This window comes from Vibrio sp. B1FIG11 (genome assembly GCF_905175335.1).
GTDB classification, from domain to species: Bacteria; Pseudomonadota; Gammaproteobacteria; order Enterobacterales; family Vibrionaceae; genus Vibrio; species Vibrio campbellii.
In genome coordinates, this window is record NZ_HG992751.1 from 1,415,762 (window position 1) to 1,434,101 (window position 18,340).

12 protein-coding genes and 1 pseudogene are annotated in these 18,340 nt (G+C 44.7%); 8 read left to right on the forward strand and 5 right to left on the reverse strand.

The window, feature by feature from the left end; genetic code table 11:
- Nucleotides 1-11: 11 nt before the first annotated feature.
- From KHO06_RS06430 to KHO06_RS06440, 3 genes are all read left to right on the forward strand, one after another.
- Nucleotides 12-1,661 (forward strand): carboxylesterase family protein, encoded by a 1,650-nt coding sequence (locus KHO06_RS06430; RefSeq protein ID WP_212582261.1) that lies wholly within the window; start codon nucleotides 12-14, stop codon nucleotides 1,659-1,661.
- Nucleotides 1,662-2,328: 667 nt separating this feature from the next.
- Nucleotides 2,329-3,090, forward strand: coding sequence for a winged helix-turn-helix domain-containing protein (locus KHO06_RS06435; RefSeq protein WP_005425667.1), 762 nt, complete (start codon nucleotides 2,329-2,331; stop codon nucleotides 3,088-3,090).
- Nucleotides 3,053-3,583: a hypothetical protein gene (locus KHO06_RS06440; protein ID WP_012128435.1), complete on the forward strand. Its 531-nt coding sequence runs from the start codon at nucleotides 3,053-3,055 to the stop codon at nucleotides 3,581-3,583. Before KHO06_RS06435 ends, KHO06_RS06440 begins: the two co-directional genes overlap by 38 nt.
- Before the next feature lie 94 nt (nucleotides 3,584-3,677).
- On the opposite strand, the gene pyk is transcribed toward KHO06_RS06440, so the two are convergent.
- Complete coding sequence (pyk, locus tag KHO06_RS06445) at nucleotides 3,678-5,120, reverse strand: pyruvate kinase (RefSeq protein ID WP_038863406.1); 1,443 nt, start codon at nucleotides 5,118-5,120, stop codon at nucleotides 3,678-3,680.
- 319 nt (nucleotides 5,121-5,439) lie between these two features.
- Between pyk and KHO06_RS06450 the strand changes: the two are divergent.
- Together KHO06_RS06450 and KHO06_RS06455 are read left to right on the forward strand one after the other, a co-directional pair.
- A pseudogene (locus KHO06_RS06450) lies at nucleotides 5,440-6,656 on the forward strand (ROK family protein).
- Nucleotides 6,657-6,886: 230 nt separating this feature from the next.
- A complete protein-coding gene (locus KHO06_RS06455; protein WP_005425659.1) occupies nucleotides 6,887-7,828 on the forward strand; it encodes a chemotaxis protein CheV in 942 nt (313 codons plus the stop codon).
- Nucleotides 7,829-8,175: 347 nt separating this feature from the next.
- Here the strand turns inward: KHO06_RS06455 and KHO06_RS06460 are convergent, their stop codons facing one another.
- The 4 genes from KHO06_RS06460 to KHO06_RS06475 form a co-directional block, all read right to left on the reverse strand.
- Entirely contained in the window at nucleotides 8,176-11,250 is a 3,075-nt protein-coding gene (locus KHO06_RS06460) for an error-prone DNA polymerase (RefSeq protein ID WP_212582262.1), read from the reverse strand.
- 27 nt (nucleotides 11,251-11,277) lie between these two features.
- Nucleotides 11,278-12,681: a DNA polymerase Y family protein gene (locus KHO06_RS06465; RefSeq protein WP_045372754.1), complete on the reverse strand. Its 1,404-nt coding sequence runs from the start codon at nucleotides 12,679-12,681 to the stop codon at nucleotides 11,278-11,280.
- Nucleotides 12,682-12,685: 4 nt separating this feature from the next.
- On the reverse strand, nucleotides 12,686-13,378 hold the full coding sequence (gene imuA, locus KHO06_RS06470; protein WP_038889891.1) for a translesion DNA synthesis-associated protein ImuA: 693 nt from the start codon (nucleotides 13,376-13,378) through the stop codon (nucleotides 12,686-12,688).
- Between the two features lie 131 nt (nucleotides 13,379-13,509).
- Nucleotides 13,510-14,256 carry a YciK family oxidoreductase gene (locus KHO06_RS06475; RefSeq protein ID WP_045372751.1) on the reverse strand — a complete coding sequence of 249 codons (747 nt, stop codon included), beginning with the start codon at nucleotides 14,254-14,256 and terminating at the stop codon, nucleotides 13,510-13,512.
- 278 nt (nucleotides 14,257-14,534) lie between these two features.
- On the opposite strand from KHO06_RS06475, the gene sohB reads away from it, so the two are divergent.
- The 3 genes from sohB to rpsA all read left to right on the forward strand — a co-directional run bounded on the left by sohB (nucleotide 14,535) and on the right by rpsA (nucleotide 18,268).
- Nucleotides 14,535-15,596: a protease SohB gene (gene sohB / locus KHO06_RS06480; protein WP_045372748.1), complete on the forward strand. Its 1,062-nt coding sequence runs from the start codon at nucleotides 14,535-14,537 to the stop codon at nucleotides 15,594-15,596.
- Between the two features lie 210 nt (nucleotides 15,597-15,806).
- Complete coding sequence (gene cmk, locus KHO06_RS06485; protein WP_005533590.1) at nucleotides 15,807-16,487, forward strand: (d)CMP kinase; 681 nt, start codon at nucleotides 15,807-15,809, stop codon at nucleotides 16,485-16,487.
- A gap of 110 nt (nucleotides 16,488-16,597) precedes the next feature.
- Complete coding sequence (rpsA, locus tag KHO06_RS06490) at nucleotides 16,598-18,268, forward strand: 30S ribosomal protein S1 (protein ID WP_005533588.1); 1,671 nt, start codon at nucleotides 16,598-16,600, stop codon at nucleotides 18,266-18,268.
- The last annotated feature ends 72 nt before the right edge of the window (nucleotides 18,269-18,340 follow it).

Genomic DNA, 18,340 nt, shown 5'->3' on the forward strand with positions numbered 1-18,340 from the left:
TTCGGTAAACCATGAAAAATACACTTTATATCTCGATTACCAGCTCGCTTTTGGCTCTTAGTTCTTCAGCAATTGCTTCGCCACTGGCGGAAATTGACGGTGCAACGCTTCAGGGCCTCATCAATTCACCGGCTGATTATTCTGCACAAGTTGATGCATTTCTTGGCGTAAAATACGCATCTGCTGAGCGATTTAGTGCACCACAGCGTCATCACTTTATTACTGGCGAGCATTATGATGCGACGGTTACGGGAGATATTTGTCCACAAGTGCCGCATACAATGGAAGCTAATGGTGTTGTACAAGAAGCACAAAGCGAAGATTGTTTGAATGCAAACATCTGGCGTCCATCTGACATTGCTAACGATGAAAAACTGCCTGTTTATGTGTTCATTCACGGTGGCGCATTTGAGCTAGGTTCTAGCACCGTTAAGCAGTTTGATGGCGCTAAACTGGTTGCAAAAAACGCTGATGAAGGAAATCCATTTATTCTCGTCAGCATTAACTATCGTCTTGGCATTCTTGGTAGTTTCTACAGCAGCGAGCACTCGGGTAACTATGGCATCCAAGACCAAAAATCAGCGTTAAGTTGGATTCATGACAACATTGGTAACTTTGGTGGTGATGCTGAGAATATTACTTTGTTTGGCGAAAGCGCTGGTGCGATGTCAATCGGCATTCAGTTAATGGATGAGAAACAAAATGCGCACCTATATCAACGCGCTATCATGGAAAGCAACCCATATGGTGTGAAATACAAAGATGCCAAATCGGCGCAATGGTTAGCTGAGCAGGTAAAAGACAAACTCAGTAATGATCAAGATATTAAAACGGTACCTTTTGAAGAGATCATCAATATACAGTCTCAAATGAAGGCGGCGACAACGCAAATGAATAACTTGATGACAATTACGCCAAGTACATCTGGCCTGTTGGCTTGGGCGCCGTATGTCGATGGAGAGACCATCCCATATCAGCCGATTGACCTACAAAAAGTAGATGGGGTAGATGTGACTCTAGGCTTTAACAAAGATGAATCCAACATCTTTGTCGCTCCTTTCGATGTGATACTCAACGCGCCTGGTAGCTATAATCTTTTGGTTGATGCATTCTTTGGTTCAGACAAAGGAGAGCAGTTGCGCAATTTGCCTGCATTCCACTTAAACTGGTGGAACAGCACGCCTGAAAAGCGAAAAAACAACGCCCGAAAATTGATGAATCAAGTTTTATTTATGTGTTCATCCCAACATGTTGCGCAAAACTTGTCGTCAAACCAAACAACAACCTCGCTGTACCAATTTAACTATCAACCAGACTTTGCCTTATGGCCGGATTACTACGTGGAGAGCTTTACAAAAACATGCTCACCGTCAGAAACATCTTGTCATGGTGCTGAACTGTCTTTCATCTTCGGAAATGAGGTGAATGCAGTATCTGGCCCTACCGTTTTTTCTGAAAAGGATCACCAAGCGAAAGACCTTCTTATGTCCAACTGGCTGAAGTCGAAGACATTCGAACCATATTCGCAAGAGACAGACAATATTACGGTATTTAACGAAGAAGCTTACTTTAATGTAAGTGGTGATTGGGATAATACGAAAAATGGTAATGTGTGTTCTCAAGTTAATGAAATAATGAACAGTAATACTAAGCTTTACTAACGCTAATTATCAATATCATAAACTTTAAATGGCAGCTTGGGTTGCTGCCATTTTTTATATTTTAAATTTTTAAAGTTGTCGTAAGTATGTCTTTTGAATTCTTTTTTGAAAAAATAAATTTAAATATTAAATTGGTAAAAAGCCTTGAAGATTTAGTGGTAAGGAAAAGGAGAAAGAATATAGGTAACGCAGGCTCAAGCTTTAAAGAAGTTGATGGTCACCTCTCCGAGATAAAATACAATGTATATCTTAATGAAAAACATCAACGGAATATTGGCACTTAGAAGGCGTACTGCTTGTTGGGAATGATTATAAATTACGAAAAACTTCTTCTTTCACTGTTTTTGTTGATATTTATTTGAGTTATTGATTGGTGGTATTTTGGGGCGTTTTTTTATGAATTAGTGCAGGTAAAAAATTAAATTATGGTAATTTACGGTAATTTACCGTAATTTTTTCGGTTTAACAGAGCCTTATTGAGCGTTCTGTTGCTTATTTATTCATTGAACAATCCTGTTTCCACGATGTTTTATGTGATTTTTATCGGTTATGCATTTTTACTCTTATCAAAGTTTAGATTTTATGTGTGGTTGATTAGGTATTTTAATGTGGGTATCATGCCGCTCGTCTCAAAAATATAACAATGTTTTCAGTAAGGTATTAATTCGTGGATGTTAAGTTTGACAGCTCTGGGAGTCGTATCTTTTATCGTCAAAAAAGTGTTTTCTTACAACCCAATGAGCTAAATCTGGCGTTATTACTTTTAAAGAATAAAGGGGATATTGTTTCTAAAGAAGAAATCTTACAAACCGTTTGGAAAGATAAAGTCGTTACAGAGGGATCAATTAAAAGAAGTATCTCTTTATTAAGGAAGTCTATATCCGAAATTGGTGCGAACGTTGAAATTATCGCGCACAGAGGGTTGGGATATAGCTTAAATACACCTTTGAATGTTTTTGTCGATGGCTCATTTATCAAACTGGACAATATTGAGAGCGTTGCATCAGGGACATTTTCATTTTTCAAGCTTAAAGCACAGACGATAATTCTTCTGTTGATTGCATTTAACCTTTCTGCAAGTGCCTATTTTCTATTCGATCATTTATTCAAGCCCGGACTTTCACAGACCAAACCTTATTTAGAGGAAATGCTAATTTCTCCTAGTTATGAGGTGGTCACTACTCATGAGGGAGAAGTAGCGAGCGTGAAGTTGATTTACGCTAAACGTGACCATGTTCCTCAGTACTTATGGTCAGCATTAGAAAGTATTAATGAGAATATGGTTGTTTTCTATAGCCAAGAAGAAGGAGAGGTCTATTTTTCATTGTTCATTAATAACTCTTCAAGTAAAAAATATGCACATAACTACACACTTTCGATAGACACTGCTGATGAAAAAATTAAAGAAATTCTTAGCCAATTTAAATAAGGCGCATACCGCTCTCGTATTGAGCTCACTGCTACTTTTAGGTTGTTTTTTCCTCAGCAAATCGGAGGGCGAGCAACACAATCTCAAGTTTATTTACAATTACAAAGTGTATGAAGAAGAACATGGGAAGATAAAACTGGATATCTTGAGCTCGATGGAGTTTAGCAATAATCAGTTTTCTGTTATGCAGTTCTCCTCGCCGGGCACCGAAGACTCACTCTTGCTCTCTTTTGACGCCAAGATACTCGATCGCAACAAGAATAAGTTTGAGTTCTGCTCTTACAATATTGCCGTTAAGAATACGAAAGAAGCATTCAGTGAAAGCCTAATTGAGAAACACTTTTTTGATATGTCCCAGGTGGTCACTGATTTAAAAAGAGACAGTTCGAGACCTATTTCTGTTGAGTTCTTCAGCGAAGACGTTGTCTTAATCACTGGTGGTTTTTTCAATCGCCCAACTTTGATATCGCGTTCCTATCCTTCGGAGACGTAAGAAATACTAAGCTTTTCGAACGAGATAAAAAGAGCCCCTTAATTGAGTATATAAAATAAAGGGCTCTTTTTGTTTGAGAGGGGAGTAACTCTGCTTATGCCGACAAGATACGCATGCAGTTTGTTGAGCCCACAACGTCCATCACATCGCCCTGTGTGAAGATGACTAGATCGCCTTCATCCAATAGACCTTGTTCTTTCAATGTCACGATCGCAGCATGAGCTGTTGTCAAACCAGCACCGCCTTTTGAGTCAAAGAATACGGGTGTAACGCCACGGTATAATGCTGCACGGTTTAGCGTTGATTCATTGCGAGACAGGGCAAAAATCGGTAGGCCAGAACTTAGGCGAGACATCATGAGTGCTGTGCGGCCCGACTCTGTGAGCGACACCATCGCCTTCACGCCTTCCATATGGTTAGCGGCATACATGGTCGACATCGCAATGGTCTCTTCTGCGGTCGCAAACGTGCGGTCCAATCGGTAAGTCGACAGACTTGCTTCCGACATCTTTTCTGCACCCATGCAGACTTCTGCCATGGATTTAACGGTTTCTACTGGGTATAAACCCGCAGCCGTTTCACCTGAGAGCATAACGGCGTCTGTACCATCAAGCACGGCGTTGGCAACGTCCATCACTTCTGCACGAGTTGGCATCGGTGCGGCCATCATAGATTCCATCATTTGGGTTGCCGTGATAACAATGCGGTTTAAGCTACGCGCACGGCGGATCAGCTTTTTCTGTACGCCGATAAGTTCTGGATCGCCAATTTCTACCCCAAGGTCGCCACGCGCCACCATGACTACGTCAGAAGCAAGGATAATGTCATCAATCGACTCATTGTTTGCGACGGTTTCTGCGCGCTCTACTTTAGCGACAAGTTTTGCCTCCAAACCGGCATCGCGAGCCAAGCGTCGTGCGTAGTTCATGTCTTCGCCGTTGCGAGGGAATGAGATTGCTAAGTAATCAACTTTGATTTCAGCCGCTGTTAGAATATCGGCCTTGTCTTTGTCTGTTAGTGCATCTGCAGACAGACCGCCGCCTTTTTTGTTGATGCCTTTGTTGTTGGAAAGAGGGCCTCCAACAGTGACGCGGGTATGAACTTTATTGCCTTCAACGCTGGTTACTTGTAGCTGTACTCGACCATCGTCAAGCAACAGAATGTCGTTAGGTGAGACGTCTTGTGGCAGCTCTTTGTAATCTAAGCCAACGGACTCTTGGTTGCCTTCGCCTTTTGGTAAGTCGCTGTCTAGCGTGAATTTATCACCCACACTGAGGTGAATTTTTCCATCTTTGAATGTGGAAACGCGAATTTTAGGGCCTTGAAGATCACCGAGAATAGCGACTTGGCGACCAAGTTTCGCGGCGATGGCTCGGACTTTTTGCGCACGTAGGATGTGATCCTCACTGGTACCGTGAGAGAAGTTCATGCGGACGACGTTGGCTCCCGCTTTGATGATCTCCTCAAGGACATTGTCTTTATCGGTTGAAGGGCCAAGCGTTGTGACAATTTTTGTTCTTCTTAATATAGAAGTCATAGATTCTCCGAAGAATGCAGGTGTAGGGTGAGATAAGTCGAATTCTATTCTCGCTAAGTATATGCATAGTGTGTACAGATTGTTCGTATTCAGGTCAAAGTACTGAAAAAACATCCTGTCGCAGGTATTGCTACCTAATTTGACGAATAAAATAAGTCATTTTTCAAACAATTTAACAGGAGTAGATTTCTCGTTATTTGATTGAATACACAAACAAACATGTTTATACGTGATGCTTGTCACGGGGATTTATCAATTCACTTCACAATTACTTCGCAAAGTAAAAAAATTATCCCGTAATAAAATTTCGGAGTGCAAGATGTACATGGCTCAACCGGGCCATATTGATCATATCAAACAGGTCAATGCTGGTCGTGTATACAAACTAATTGACCTCAAGGTCCAATATCTCGAATCGATTTGTCCAAGCAAAGTGAGCTTGCGCCTGCGAGTATCACTAAGATCACTCGAGAGTTGATTGAAGCCCATTTGATTCATGAAACAACCGTTCAGGAAGCCACCAGTCGTGGTCGTCCAGCGGTGGGTTTGCAGGTCAATAATGAAGGTTGGCAATTCTTGTCGATGCGTTTAGGTCGCGGTTACTTGACCATTGCTCTTCATGAGCTTGGCGGTGACGTTCTGATTGATACCAAAATCGATATCCACGAGCGCGATCAAGATGATGTTTTGGAACGCTTACTCTACGAAATTGATGAATTCTTCCAAACCTACGCCGATCAACTTGACCGTGTGACCAGTATCGCCATTACGTTACCTGGTCTGGTGAACTCAGAGCAGGGCATCGTATTGCAGATGCCACATTACAATGTTGAGAATTTAGCGCTAGGTCCAGAGATCTATAAAGCAACAGGCTTACCTGTTTTTATTGCTAACGATACACGAGCTTGGGCGTTAGCTGAGAAACTGTTTGGTCATTCTCAAGATAACGATAACTCGGTTCTTATCTCCATCCATCACGGCTTGGGCGCCGGCATCATCTTGGACGGTCGAGTGCTGCAAGGCCGACACGGTAACATTGGTGAATTGGGGCATATCCAAATTGACCCGAACGGCAAGCGCTGCCACTGTGGCAATATTGGTTGTTTGGAAACCGTAGCCAGTTCACAGGCGATCCGTGAAGAAGTGGTTACTCGCATTGCAAATGGCGAAGCTTCTATCCTTGCAGAGCAAGAAGAGATGAGTATCGAGAGCATTTGTGAAGCTGCTGCGAACGGCGATCCTCTTGCGGTTGACGTGATTGAGAAACTGGGTCGCTATTTAGGCTCGGCCATTGCAATAGTCATTAACTTGTTCAACCCAGAAAAAATTCTCATCGGTGGGGTTATCAACCAAGCGAAGGATGTGCTTTATCCAGCCGTTCGACGTTGTATAGAAGAGCAAAGTCTTCCTGTTTACCATCAAGATCTTGAGCTGGTGGAATCTCGTTTCTACAAACAAGCGACTATGCCCGGAGCCGCATTGATTAAGCAAGCGCTGTACGATGGTCAGCTGCTGATGAAGGTGATTGAAGGCTAATCTTTCCTACATTCATAGCGTTTAGTTTTAAGGGGTGATCGGTGTCGTTCACCTTTTTTGATCTTCCCAGTGCTGAAAACATCAATCTGAGCGCTGCTTCATTGCTATATCCATGGCATTAATGTAATTTCCGTAAGTATGGTAGAACACTCATAAAAAAGTTTACTTTGTTGTTTCAACACGGTTTTCTGTAAAGAGTGGAAGGTTGTGATTCAAGGTTAGGTAGTGGTATGTCCGGAGTGTTAAATACGGTTGATCAGCGTACAAATCTGGTGGGTGAAAACCGACTAGAACTTTTGCTGTTCACGTTAAATAGTCGCCAGTTGTTTGCGATTAACGTTTTTAAAGTGAAAGAGGTGATCAAGCTGCCTCCACTGACCAAACTGCCGGGCTCTCACTATAACATCCGTGGAGTGGCTTCTTTACGTGGTGAAGCGGTACCAGTGATTGATTTGCGTTGTTCGATTGGCTTTCCACCATTGCGTGGAGAGGCAGAAGAAGAGAACTTGATCATTACTGAATACAACCGCTCGATTCAGGGCTTCCTTGTTGGGCCTGTGCGTAACATCATCAATACTGCATGGACTGAGATTCAGCCACCGCCGTCTACATCTGGCCGTTCTAATTACCTAACTGCCATCACCCAAGTGAAAGATGGTGATTCATCTCAAATCGTTGAAATCATTGATGTCGAGAAAGTGCTGGCGGAAATTGTTCACTATGATGTGACTATCTCCGATGGCATTTTAGACCAAGATCTCGCTCACGCTATGGTTGGTCGTAACGTGCTTATTGTTGATGATTCCTCAACAGCACGTAATCAAGTTCGTGACACGCTATCTCAGCTTGGTTTGAACATCATTGAGTGTCGTGATGGCCTAGAAGCTTTAACAGTACTCAAGCGTTGGTGTGATGAGGGCAAAGACGTTGAGAAAGAACTGTTGATGATGATTACAGACGCGGAAATGCCAGAAATGGATGGTTACAGACTCACGCATGAAGTGCGTTCTGATCCTCGCATGTCGAAACTGTTTATTACGCTGAACACGTCGTTAAGTGGAAGCTTTAATGAAGCTATGGTGCAAAAGGTTGGATGTGATCGTTTTATCTCTAAATTCCAGCCCGATCTCTTGGTTCAAGTAGCACAAGAGCGGATGCGCCAAATCGTATAAACAAATATTTCTTATCTTGTTACAAAGTCACCCATAAGTAGCGGTGATATATGTGTCGCAACTTGCTATACTTTTTTACATATTTCTGACAACGAAATATGTAGGTATATCACGTCACTTTTCACCTATGAGTCTTTTTTGACTTATTAACATAGGGTACTTCCATTTAATGATATGGCTAACATCAAAAGTCATCATGACTTTGTCTTTGTTACTGTATAGGAAATACAAGAGTAAGCGTACGGAAACGATGGCTGAAGATTAATTCAGCAGAATCAAAAAGGGAGGCTTGACCTCCCTTTACTTTTTCCGGCGCACGCTTTTTCCCGCCATCAAAACGCGATGGTTTAATGGAAGTCACGAGATTTACTTTTTAGCTCAGCAAGGTTGTGTGTGCAATCGATGAGCTTTCCTGCAATTACATGCGTCACTTCTCCTTCTCTTTCTAAAATCCCTTTGACCATCAAGACTTTCGAAGTGAGATAAGCTTGCTTTTGAGCGCGCGCGGTTGCTCGCCAGACCACCACATTAATGTTGCCCGTATCATCTTCTAAAGTGAAAAAGGTCACACCTGCTGCCGTGCCTGGAGATTGTCTACCTGTCACAACACCGACGACCGTCACTAAAGACTTGTGCTCCTTTTCTACCAACTGCTTCATCCGAGTAAAGCGTGGTAACTTGCCTGCTTCTTCCAGCAGAGTAATCGGGTGTCGGCTCAGTGATAATCCAGTACTTTCGTAATCTTCAATCAAGTTCTCGTATTCAGAAGGTTGAGCTTGGTAATTCGCCATTGGTTCTTCCATGTGGTTGAACAAGGGTAAATCTGATAACGAATCCATCGCAGCCCAACGAGCGTTATAGCGATTACCTGAAAGGATCTGAAACGCATTGGCAGAAGCGAGCAGTTCAATGTCACGGCGGTTTCTTAAGATCTTTTTCACCTCTTGAATAGCGCGATAGCCAGTAGTTGGTCGGCGCTCAACCAGTCGAGAAGCGCTTTCTTGATTAAAGCCCTTTACTAAACGAAAGCCCAGTTGCACACCAAGACGGCCATTAGGACGCAGAACCAAATGGTGCTGATACGAAGAGTGATTGATGCAAACAGGCAGCACTTCGACACCATGTCGGCGCGCATCTTGAATCAATTGCGAAGGGCTATAAAAACCCATTGGTTGGCTATTTAGTAGGGCAGTATAGAACTCAGCAGGATAGTAAAACTTCAACCATGCAGAGCAGTAAGCCAGCACTGCGAAAGAGGCTGAGTGACTTTCTGGGAAGCCATACTCACCAAAGCCGCAAATTTGATCGAAGATGCGTTCCGCAAACTCTAAGTCATAGCCACGTTCACGCATCCCGTCGATTAACTTCGGCTTGAACTTGGCAAGATCGCCGTTCTTCTTCCATGCTGCCATCGCACGGCGTAACTGATCGGCTTCTCCACCACTAAACCCCGCAGCAACCATCGCGAGTTTGATCACTTGTTCTTGGAAAATTGGTACGCCCATGGTTCGCTCTAGTACGCTTTTCACTTCTTCCGATGGATAGCTGATCGGCTCTTCACCATTTCGTCGTTTTAGAAAAGGATGGACCATATCACCTTGGATTGGCCCCGGACGAACAATAGCTATCTGTACGACTAAGTCGTAGTAACGTGCAGGCTTTAAGCGTGGCAGCATGCTCATTTGTGCGCGAGACTCAATTTGAAACACGCCAACGGTGTCGGCTTTTTGGAGCATGCGGTATACGTGTGGATCATCTTGCAGACGCGTGATCTCGGCAATCGACAGGGATCGCTGGTGGTGCTTCTCGACCAATTGAAAGCATTTACGGATCGCATTCAACATGCCGAGAGCAAGAACATCGACTTTTAACAGCTTTAAGCTTTCTAAATCATCTTTATCCCATTGAATAATGGTGCGATCTTCCATCGAAGCATTCTCGACTGGCACCAGTTCATACAAAGGGCCAGATGAAATCACAAAGCCGCCCACGTGCTGAGATAAATGGCGTGGAAAGCCGATGATCTCGTTCACCAACTGGATAAACTGCTGGCCTTTTAACGATTCTGGTTGCAACCCTAATTCGATGATTTGCGCTTGCCAACCTTGGGTGCGATCACGTCGATTCACGTTTTTGATGAAGAAGTCTAGCTGAGTTTCTTCAATCCCCAACGCTTTGCCCACTTCACGTACGGCACTTTTAAAGCGATAGCTGATCACGGTAGCTGCTAAAGCGGCACGCTCGCGCCCGTACTTCTTGTAGATATATTGAATGACTTCTTCACGACGCTCGTGTTCAAAGTCGACGTCAATGTCTGGCGGCTCTTCTCGCTCTCGGCTAATAAAGCGTTCGAACAGAACCGAGATTTGTCTAGGATCGACGGCGGTGATTTCTAAGCAGTAACACACCACCGAGTTTGCCGCAGAGCCTCGCCCTTGGTAGAGAATGCCTCGCTGTTTAGCAAACATCACGATGTCGTGGATGGTGAGAAAGTAATAGTGATATTCCAGCTCTTCAATGAGGGTTAATTCATTCTCGATGGTCTGATGAATGTCTGCAGGAACACCTTCAGGGAAGCGCAGTTTTTTACCACGCTCGACCAACAGACGCAGATAAGAAGTAGGGGTGTAACCATCTGGAATCAGTTCTGTTGGGTATTCGTATTTCAAATCTGAGAGTTTGAATTCGCACAAGTCCGCAATATGGGTGCTTTCTTCTAGCCATTCAGATTTGTAAATTCGAGACAGTTTATTCAGTGGGCGCAATGCTCGCTCAGCATTGGATAAACGACCAAAGCCGAGCTTATCAACGCTACAACTGTGCTTTACTGCTGTCAGGACATGTTGCAAAGGTAAGCGCTCAACGGCATGCATTAAGACGCCGCCACAAGCGGCAATTGGCAATTGGAACTCGTTTGCCAGTAACTCGCAGTGCGTGGTATAGGCATCGTCGTCGCCACCTAAATGACGCTGAATCGCGACCCATAAACGATGGGCGTGATGCTGCTGGAGCCAGCGTCCCCAATAATGGTCGCTCTCTTGATGAGTTGGGAGCCACAGTACGAAACAATGGCGAACCGACATCAAATCCCACTCAGACAATTGATAACTGCCTTTCTCGCTTCGGCGTCTCGCATTGGTGATGATCCGGCACAGCTCAGCATAAGCTTTACGGCAAGGGCAAAGCAGCACCACTTGGCATTCATCATTGAGCCAAAACATGCTGCCGACGATTTGTTTGATGTCGAGTTTATGCTGCTCGATGGTGGCATGGGCTTTCACTACGCCCGCAACTGAGCACTCATCGGTGATCGCAATGGCTTGATAGCGATAAAACGCCGCCTGCAATACCAACTCTTCTGCATGAGAAGCGCCGGTGAGAAAGGAGAAGTTGGACTGACAAAACAGTTCTGCGTAACTCATAACGACCTAACAAAAATAACCGTCGATTTAACAAAAATAGCCATGGAGAAACCAGTGCTTGTGCTGATCGCGAAACACCCATAACCAGCGACCTTGCTTGGTGTGTGCAATGTAGTAATCACGCATGATCTCATCGCCATCCCACCATCCAGAGACAATCCGCTCTGGCCCATGAACTAGAGAGACTTGCTCTTGTAGCACGATAGGTTCGGGTAATTGCATCGCGGGTCGCAGAAGAGCAGGGATGGTGTTAATCGGGACATCCGGCTCATCGGCTGGGCGATATTGGTTGGCTTTCTCTGGCCTTGGGTCGCAGGCAATGTTGGGTTTGAGCACCGCGCTTTTGCCCAATTTAGCTTGCAGTAAAGAGAGCAGTTCTAACGCGTTCATTTGTCCTTTTTGCCCGGCAAAGAAGTCGCGTGCAGAGCTTAAAGGTTCACCTTGGCGTTCTACTTGTAATGTCAGACCAATAACAGGACCGTTTAACGTGACAGATTCCAAACTCAAACTCGCCAATTGTTGCCAGCGTTGGCACAAGTAATCGCCTTGTGCGGATGTGAGCTGAAGGTGCTGTGTTTGTTTGTCTCGCTGGTGGAGGGTTAAACACAGCTCAAACGCGACTTTATCGCGTAGCTTGAGAAAGGTTTCGAGCTGACGAAGTAATTTAGCCAGTGGTTTCTCCACCCATTGAACGTTTTCAATCTCAAACAACAGTTCTAAATAGACTTGGAAGGATTCGGTTGGATGATAAAAGTCGACAGGATGCTTAAACTGCCCAGTCAGTCGACCAACGTAGTTCACCAAATCAATGTCGAATCGGCGTGCGATATCTTGCAATGGCAACTCAAGCAAGCCTTGCAAAGTGGTGACACCGACACGTTGTAGCTTCTCTACGGTAGCGCTTGATAAATCCGTCAGTGTTAGCGGCAGTGGCGATAAGGCTTGTTGTATGGCAGATTTGTCTTCGTTGATGACATTCGTCCCTGCTAATGCCATCAATTTGGCAGAAAAAGGCGAAAAGCCACACCCGAATTGAAAACTCAGTTTCAGCTCTGATAAATGAGCACTGACTTTAGTCCAATAGTTTTGTAGTCCTTCATACAGATTAAGCATCGGGGTTGCGCGTAGCAGAATACCTTGGTTTGGCATCAATACGACATCAGAAGTAATCAGATAAAGCCATTGAGCAATTTCTTGTAACTTGCTCAATTCGGTTTGCGGATGATAAGGATGCACTTGTAAATCTCGGCACAAAGAAGCCGCGCTACCCAAGCCCATATTTGGCTTAATGCCTTGTTGCTCGGCAATCTCATTGTATTGAATGATCCGACAACGTTGGCTTTCTACAATTACCACGGGTTGCTCTTGGTTATCACCAAAGAGGGCATCTAACTGTAGGCGAGGGAAGTGCAAGTAAATCCACAAAACCATATCATTAACCCTGGCTCGCCAATGGGAAGTTGACCACAGTCGATGGAATGTGAGTTGTGCTTGGCATTACCAGTTGCGGGTAGTGGTGCTGGAAGCTGATATCGACACTACCTTTACTCCAGCCGCCTTTTCGTTTGAGAACTTCCACGCTGACGCCTTGTTCATGACCTTGCAGTTTTAAACTCAGTGACACAGGTAAAGACAAACGGTTGGTCATGTTAGGCTTGAGCATAAACAAAGGGCAAGAGCCTTGTTCACTCGCCACTTGTAGACGTTTTACTTGATGGATCTCTAGTTCATCCTGCCATAACAAAACGTTGGTGCACACGCCGCTCTTGAGGCATTGCTCGGCTGCCCATAACGCATCGCGTTGATGTTCAGGCGTGATTACCCACACTTGGTTGATGTCCAATCCAATACTGTGGAGGAACAATGAATTCATTAACGCAGGTGGCTGAATAAAGGCCGTCACTCCTCTCGAAAGAGACGCTTCTAAATAAGGCGCAAGCAAACGTAGTTCGCCAATACTGCCAACGGATTCCATTTCCACCACGCCGTGAGGAGGAAAGCCGCCGCCAAGCAGTGCGTCGAGTTCAGGAAAACCAGAGCTATGGAGGAACTGATGGTCGTCCGCTTTGGTTAAATTTGCTTGCCAAACAAGGTGTTGGCTTTTTAAGTGTTGGATAATGTCTTGCATAAATAAAGTACCTGTATATATGTACAGTATATTTCTGTGATGGAAAGTCGCAAGATTTTTATAGGCAGAAATACGAAAAAAGGCAGCGTTTGCTGCCTTTTCAATCGATTATGTGAGGTAACCTGAGTTGATTACTTACGCTTTGGCTGCGCGTCGATACACTGACCATTTACATCAGTCACTGTTGGGTCCATCAAGTGCAAGTAAAGCGGCATGATGTCCAGTGCTGTTTTTAGTGTGTTCGCATCTTCACCTGGGTAGGCTTTTTCACGCATGCGAGTACGAGTTGCTCCCGGGTTAATTGCGTTAACACGCATTGGTGTGTCACTTAGCTCATCTGCCAATACCTGCATCATACCTTCTACGGCAAACTTAGAAATGGCGTATGGGCCCCAGAAAGCACGACCAGAATGACCAACTGTCGAAGAGGTAAAGACAATACGACCCGCATCTGATTTACGCATGATAGGTAGCAGAGCTTGAGTCATCAGCACTTCGGCTTTCACGTTGATTTGCATGATGTCGTCGAAGTCTTCTTCGTTGATTTGCTCAAACGGACATAGCGTGCTGAGAACGCCGGCGTTGTGCAATAGGCCATCCAAGCGACCAAATTGACCTTCGATGGTTTCTGCCATATCGATGTAGTGCTGCTTTGTTGCACCTTTCAGGTCAAGTGGGATGATCGCTGGCTGAGGGTAGCCCGCAGATTCGATTTCATCGTAAATGGATTCAAGGTTCTGAACGTTTCGACCAAGTAGAATCACAGTCGCACCGTGCTGAGCGTAAGAAAGTGCGGCTTGGCGACCGATGCCATTACCTGCACCAGTGACAAGAATGACTTTACCTTTTAGGGCATCTGCTGAAACGGAGTAGTTCACGGTAGTAAATCCTTATTATTGTATCTAGTTCCGACGTACAGGCTTCATGTTCGTTTGTGTAGAAATGCGCCTGTTTCTCAATGGAAAATCTTGGTAATCGTGACAAGTTGGTTACAATACACCAATTCATGTGTTATACCAATTCCAGAACGGTTGTTCGGTATGTTATTTGAACACTATCAATCAGAACAAAAGGTTACCGATTTTCTCGCCTTCTCTCTGATTTTTCTACGTAACATATTGATGACCATTACTGGTATGAGATAGAGGAACTCTCATTGGAATTTTTATTAGATTACGGTCTGTTTTTAGCCAAGATTGTCACCGTTGTAGCGGCAGTCGTTGTGCTGCTGATTATTGCAAAATCAGCGGGTGGTAAGTCGGGTGCGGCAAAAGGTGAATTAGAAGTCACTAATCTTTCTGAGCGCCATAAAGACGCGGTAGAGCAGCTAGAACACCACTTACACGATGACGCTTTCATCAAAGCGCGTGATAAAGCGGTTAAGAAAGAAGAAAAAGAAAAGAACAAATCTCGCGAGAAGGAAATCAAACAAGCGAGCAAAGAAGGTTCTCTTGATAGCAAACGCGAACCACACCTGTTCGTTCTGGACTTTAACGGCAGTATCGATGCTAAAGAAGTAGCATCACTACGTGAAGAGGTGACAGCAGTATTAGCCGTTGCTCGCGAAGGCGATGAAGTTCTGCTTCGCCTAGAGTCTGGTGGTGGCATGGTTCATGGCTATGGCTTAGCATCTTCTCAACTTGATCGAATCAAAGCAGCTGGTTTGCCTCTGACGATTTCTGTCGACAAAGTAGCTGCAAGTGGTGGCTACATGATGGCGTGTGTGGCAGACAAGATTGTGTCTGCGCCGTTTGCGATTGTGGGTTCTATCGGCGTTATTGCACAGATCCCTAACTTCAACAAACTGTTGAAAAAGCATGACATCGAATACGAGCAGTTAACGGCAGGTGAGTACAAACGCACATTGACCATGTTTGGTGAGAACACCGACAAAGCGCGTGATAAATTCAAGCAAGAACTTGAAGAAACGCACGTACTGTTCAAAGACTTCATCCGTGAGCGTCGCCCTGCGCTAGAGCTTGAAAAAGTAGCAACCGGTGAGCACTGGTTTGGCACGCAAGCAAAAGAGCTAGGGCTGGTGGATGAAATCAGCACTTCTGACGATCTGGTTGTCGCGGCATGCAAAGAGAAAACAGTACTAGCAGTACATTATGTGCAGAAGAAAAAACTGGCAGACAAGCTTGCTGGTGTGGCAGGTAAAGTGGCAGACAGCGTAGTACTTAAACTTGCAGAACGCGGTCAAAAGCCAATTGTTTAATCGATAAGATACGATTCAAACTTAAAACGGCGAGGGTGGAAACTCTCGCCGTTTTTATTGGAACTTTCCTCAATAGTGTGAATCCAACTGCGCATTGGGTGTAATGCTTTACACGACATTTTTCCTCGCTCCAGAGGACGATTACCCGTATAATACGCGCCTCGAAAACCGAGCAAATTGCTGAAAAAGAAATTATAGGTGGAGAAGAACATGTCCTCTCAAACTCCGGTTGTTACCGTAGATGGACCTAGTGGTGCAGGTAAAGGCACTTTATGTATGTTGCTAGCGAAGAAGTTGGGCTTCCACCTTCTGGATTCTGGCGCAATTTATCGTGTACTTGCACTTGCAGCGATTCACCACGGTGTAGACACAGAGTCAGAAGACGCGCTTGTCCCACTTGCTACTCACCTAGACGTTCAGTTTATTGCTGAAGGTGACCTAGTAAAAGTGATTCTAGAAGGCGAAGATGTTTCTGGTGAACTTCGTAAAGAAGAAACCGGTATGGCTGCGTCTAAAGTGGCAGCACTGCCACGCGTTCGTGAAGCATTATTGCGTCGTCAGCGTGCATTTGAGACCGCTCCGGGTCTGGTTGCTGATGGTCGTGACATGGGTACGGTTGTATTCACAGGTGCACAAGCGAAAATTTTCCTTGATGCGAGCGCAGAAGAGCGTGCAAATCGACGCCTTAAACAGTTGCAAGATAAAGGGTTAGATGTTAGATTTGCTGACCTTTTGAGCGAGATCCAAGAGCGTGACGATCGCGATCGTAACCGCCCAGTGGCGCCACTACGCCCTGCAGAGGATGCGCTTGTGCTAGATTCTACGTCGATGACTATCGACGAAGTGGTAGAAAAGGCACTACAATATATCGAATCGAAGCTAGCTGAGTAATTACGCTCGGCTAGGCTAAGAGCGTTGGTCGCAAGGATGATGACTGGCGAATTTAATAACCCCATGCGGTAGGATACCCGTGGACGTTTAATTTATTGAAGATTAAATAAATGACTGAATCTTTTGCTCAACTCTTTGAAGAGTTTCTAAACGAAACAGAATTCCAACAAGGCAGCATCGTTAAAGGTACTGTAGTAGCTATCGAGAACGGTTTCGTTCTTGTTGACGCTGGTCTTAAGTCTGAATCTGCTATCCCTGCTGAACAGTTCAAGAACGCTGCTGGCGAACTTGAAGTTGAAGTTGGCGCTGAAGTAGACGTAGCTCTAGACGCTGTTGAAGATGGTTTCGGTGAAACTCAACTTTCTCGTGAGAAAGCTAAGCGTCACGAAGCTTGGATCGTTCTTGAGAAAGCTTACGAAGAAGCTGAAACTGTTGTTGGTATCATCAACGGTAAAGTTAAAGGCGGTTTCACTGTTGAACTAAACGGTATCCGTGCTTTCCTTCCTGGCTCTCTAGTAGACGTACGTCCAATCCGCGACACTGCTCACCTAGAAAACAAAGAGCTAGAGTTCAAAGTTATCAAACTTGACCAAAAACGTAACAACGTAGTTGTTTCACGTCGTGCAGTTATCGAATCTGAGAACAGCGTTGAGCGTGACGAGCTTCTAGAAACTCTACAAGAAGGTTCTGAAGTTAAAGGTATCGTTAAGAACCTTACTGACTACGGTGCGTTCGTTGACCTAGGTGGCGTTGACGGTCTTCTACATATCACAGATATGGCTTGGAAGCGCGTTAAGCACCCATCTGAAATCGTTAACGTTGGTGACGAGATCCAAGTTAAAGTTCTTAAGTTCGACCGTGAGCGTACTCGCGTATCACTAGGTCTTAAGCAACTAGGCGAAGATCCATGGGTAGCAATCGCTAAGCGTTACCCAGAAGGTCACAAACTAACTGGTCGCGTAACTAACCTAACTGACTACGGCTGCTTCGTTGAAATCGAAGAAGGCGTTGAAGGTCTAGTACACGTTTCAGAAATGGATTGGACTAACAAGAACATCCACCCATCTAAAGTTGTTAATGTTGGCGACGAAGTTGAGGTTATGGTTCTTGAGATCGACGAAGAACGTCGTCGTATCTCTCTAGGTCTGAAACAGTGTAAAGCTAACCCATGGCAGTCATTCGCTGAAGCACAAGCTAAAGGCGACAAAGTTACTGGTAAGATCAAGTCTATCACTGACTTCGGTATCTTCATCGGTCTAGAAGGCGGCATCGACGGTCTAGTTCACCTATCTGACATTTCTTGGAATGTTGCTGGCGAAGAAGCTGTACGTGAGTACAAGAAAGGCGACGAGATCTCTGCAGTTGTTCTAGCAGTAGACGCTGAGCGTGAGCGCATCTCTCTAGGCGTTAAGCAAATGGAAAACGACCCATTCAATGCTTACGTTGCTGATAACAAGAAAGGTGTTCTAGTTAACGCTACTGTAACTGCTGTTGACGCTAAAGGCGCTACAGTTGAAATCGCAGAAGGCGTTGAAGGCTACATCCGTGCTTCTGAAGTATCTCGCGATCGCGTAGAAGATGCTTCTCTAATCCTAAGCGCTGGTGATGTTGTTGAAGCGAAGTTCACAGGTGTTGACCGTAAGAACCGCGTAATCAACCTATCTATCAAAGCTAAAGATGAAGCTGATGAGCAAGAAGCAATGGCATCTATCAACAAGCAAGACGAAGCTGCTTTTGGTAATGCAATGGCTGACGCTTTCAAAGCTGCTAAAGGCGAATAATTTACTCGCTTAAGCTAAAAAGGAGCCGCAAGGCTCCTTTTTTATGCTTGCTACTTTGTGAGTAGTAATACT

Excerpts from the sequence above, each read along its gene's own strand:
- KHO06_RS06430 (WP_212582261.1), top strand. The coding sequence starts at position 12 with ATGAAAAATACACTTTATATCTCGATTACCAGCTCGCTTTTGGCTCTT.
- KHO06_RS06440 (WP_012128435.1), top strand. The coding sequence starts at position 3,053 with ATGAAAAAATTAAAGAAATTCTTAGCCAATTTAAATAAGGCGCATACC.
- pyk (WP_038863406.1), bottom strand. The coding sequence starts at position 5,120 with ATGACTTCTATATTAAGAAGAACAAAAATTGTCACAACGCTTGGCCCT.
- KHO06_RS06455 (WP_005425659.1), top strand. The coding sequence starts at position 6,887 with ATGTCCGGAGTGTTAAATACGGTTGATCAGCGTACAAATCTGGTGGGT.
- KHO06_RS06460 (WP_212582262.1), bottom strand. The coding sequence starts at position 11,250 with ATGAGTTACGCAGAACTGTTTTGTCAGTCCAACTTCTCCTTTCTCACC.
- KHO06_RS06465 (WP_045372754.1), bottom strand. The coding sequence starts at position 12,681 with ATGGTTTTGTGGATTTACTTGCACTTCCCTCGCCTACAGTTAGATGCC.
- imuA (WP_038889891.1), bottom strand. The coding sequence starts at position 13,378 with ATGCAAGACATTATCCAACACTTAAAAAGCCAACACCTTGTTTGGCAA.
- cmk (WP_005533590.1), top strand. The coding sequence starts at position 15,807 with ATGTCCTCTCAAACTCCGGTTGTTACCGTAGATGGACCTAGTGGTGCA.
- rpsA (WP_005533588.1), top strand. The coding sequence starts at position 16,598 with ATGACTGAATCTTTTGCTCAACTCTTTGAAGAGTTTCTAAACGAAACA.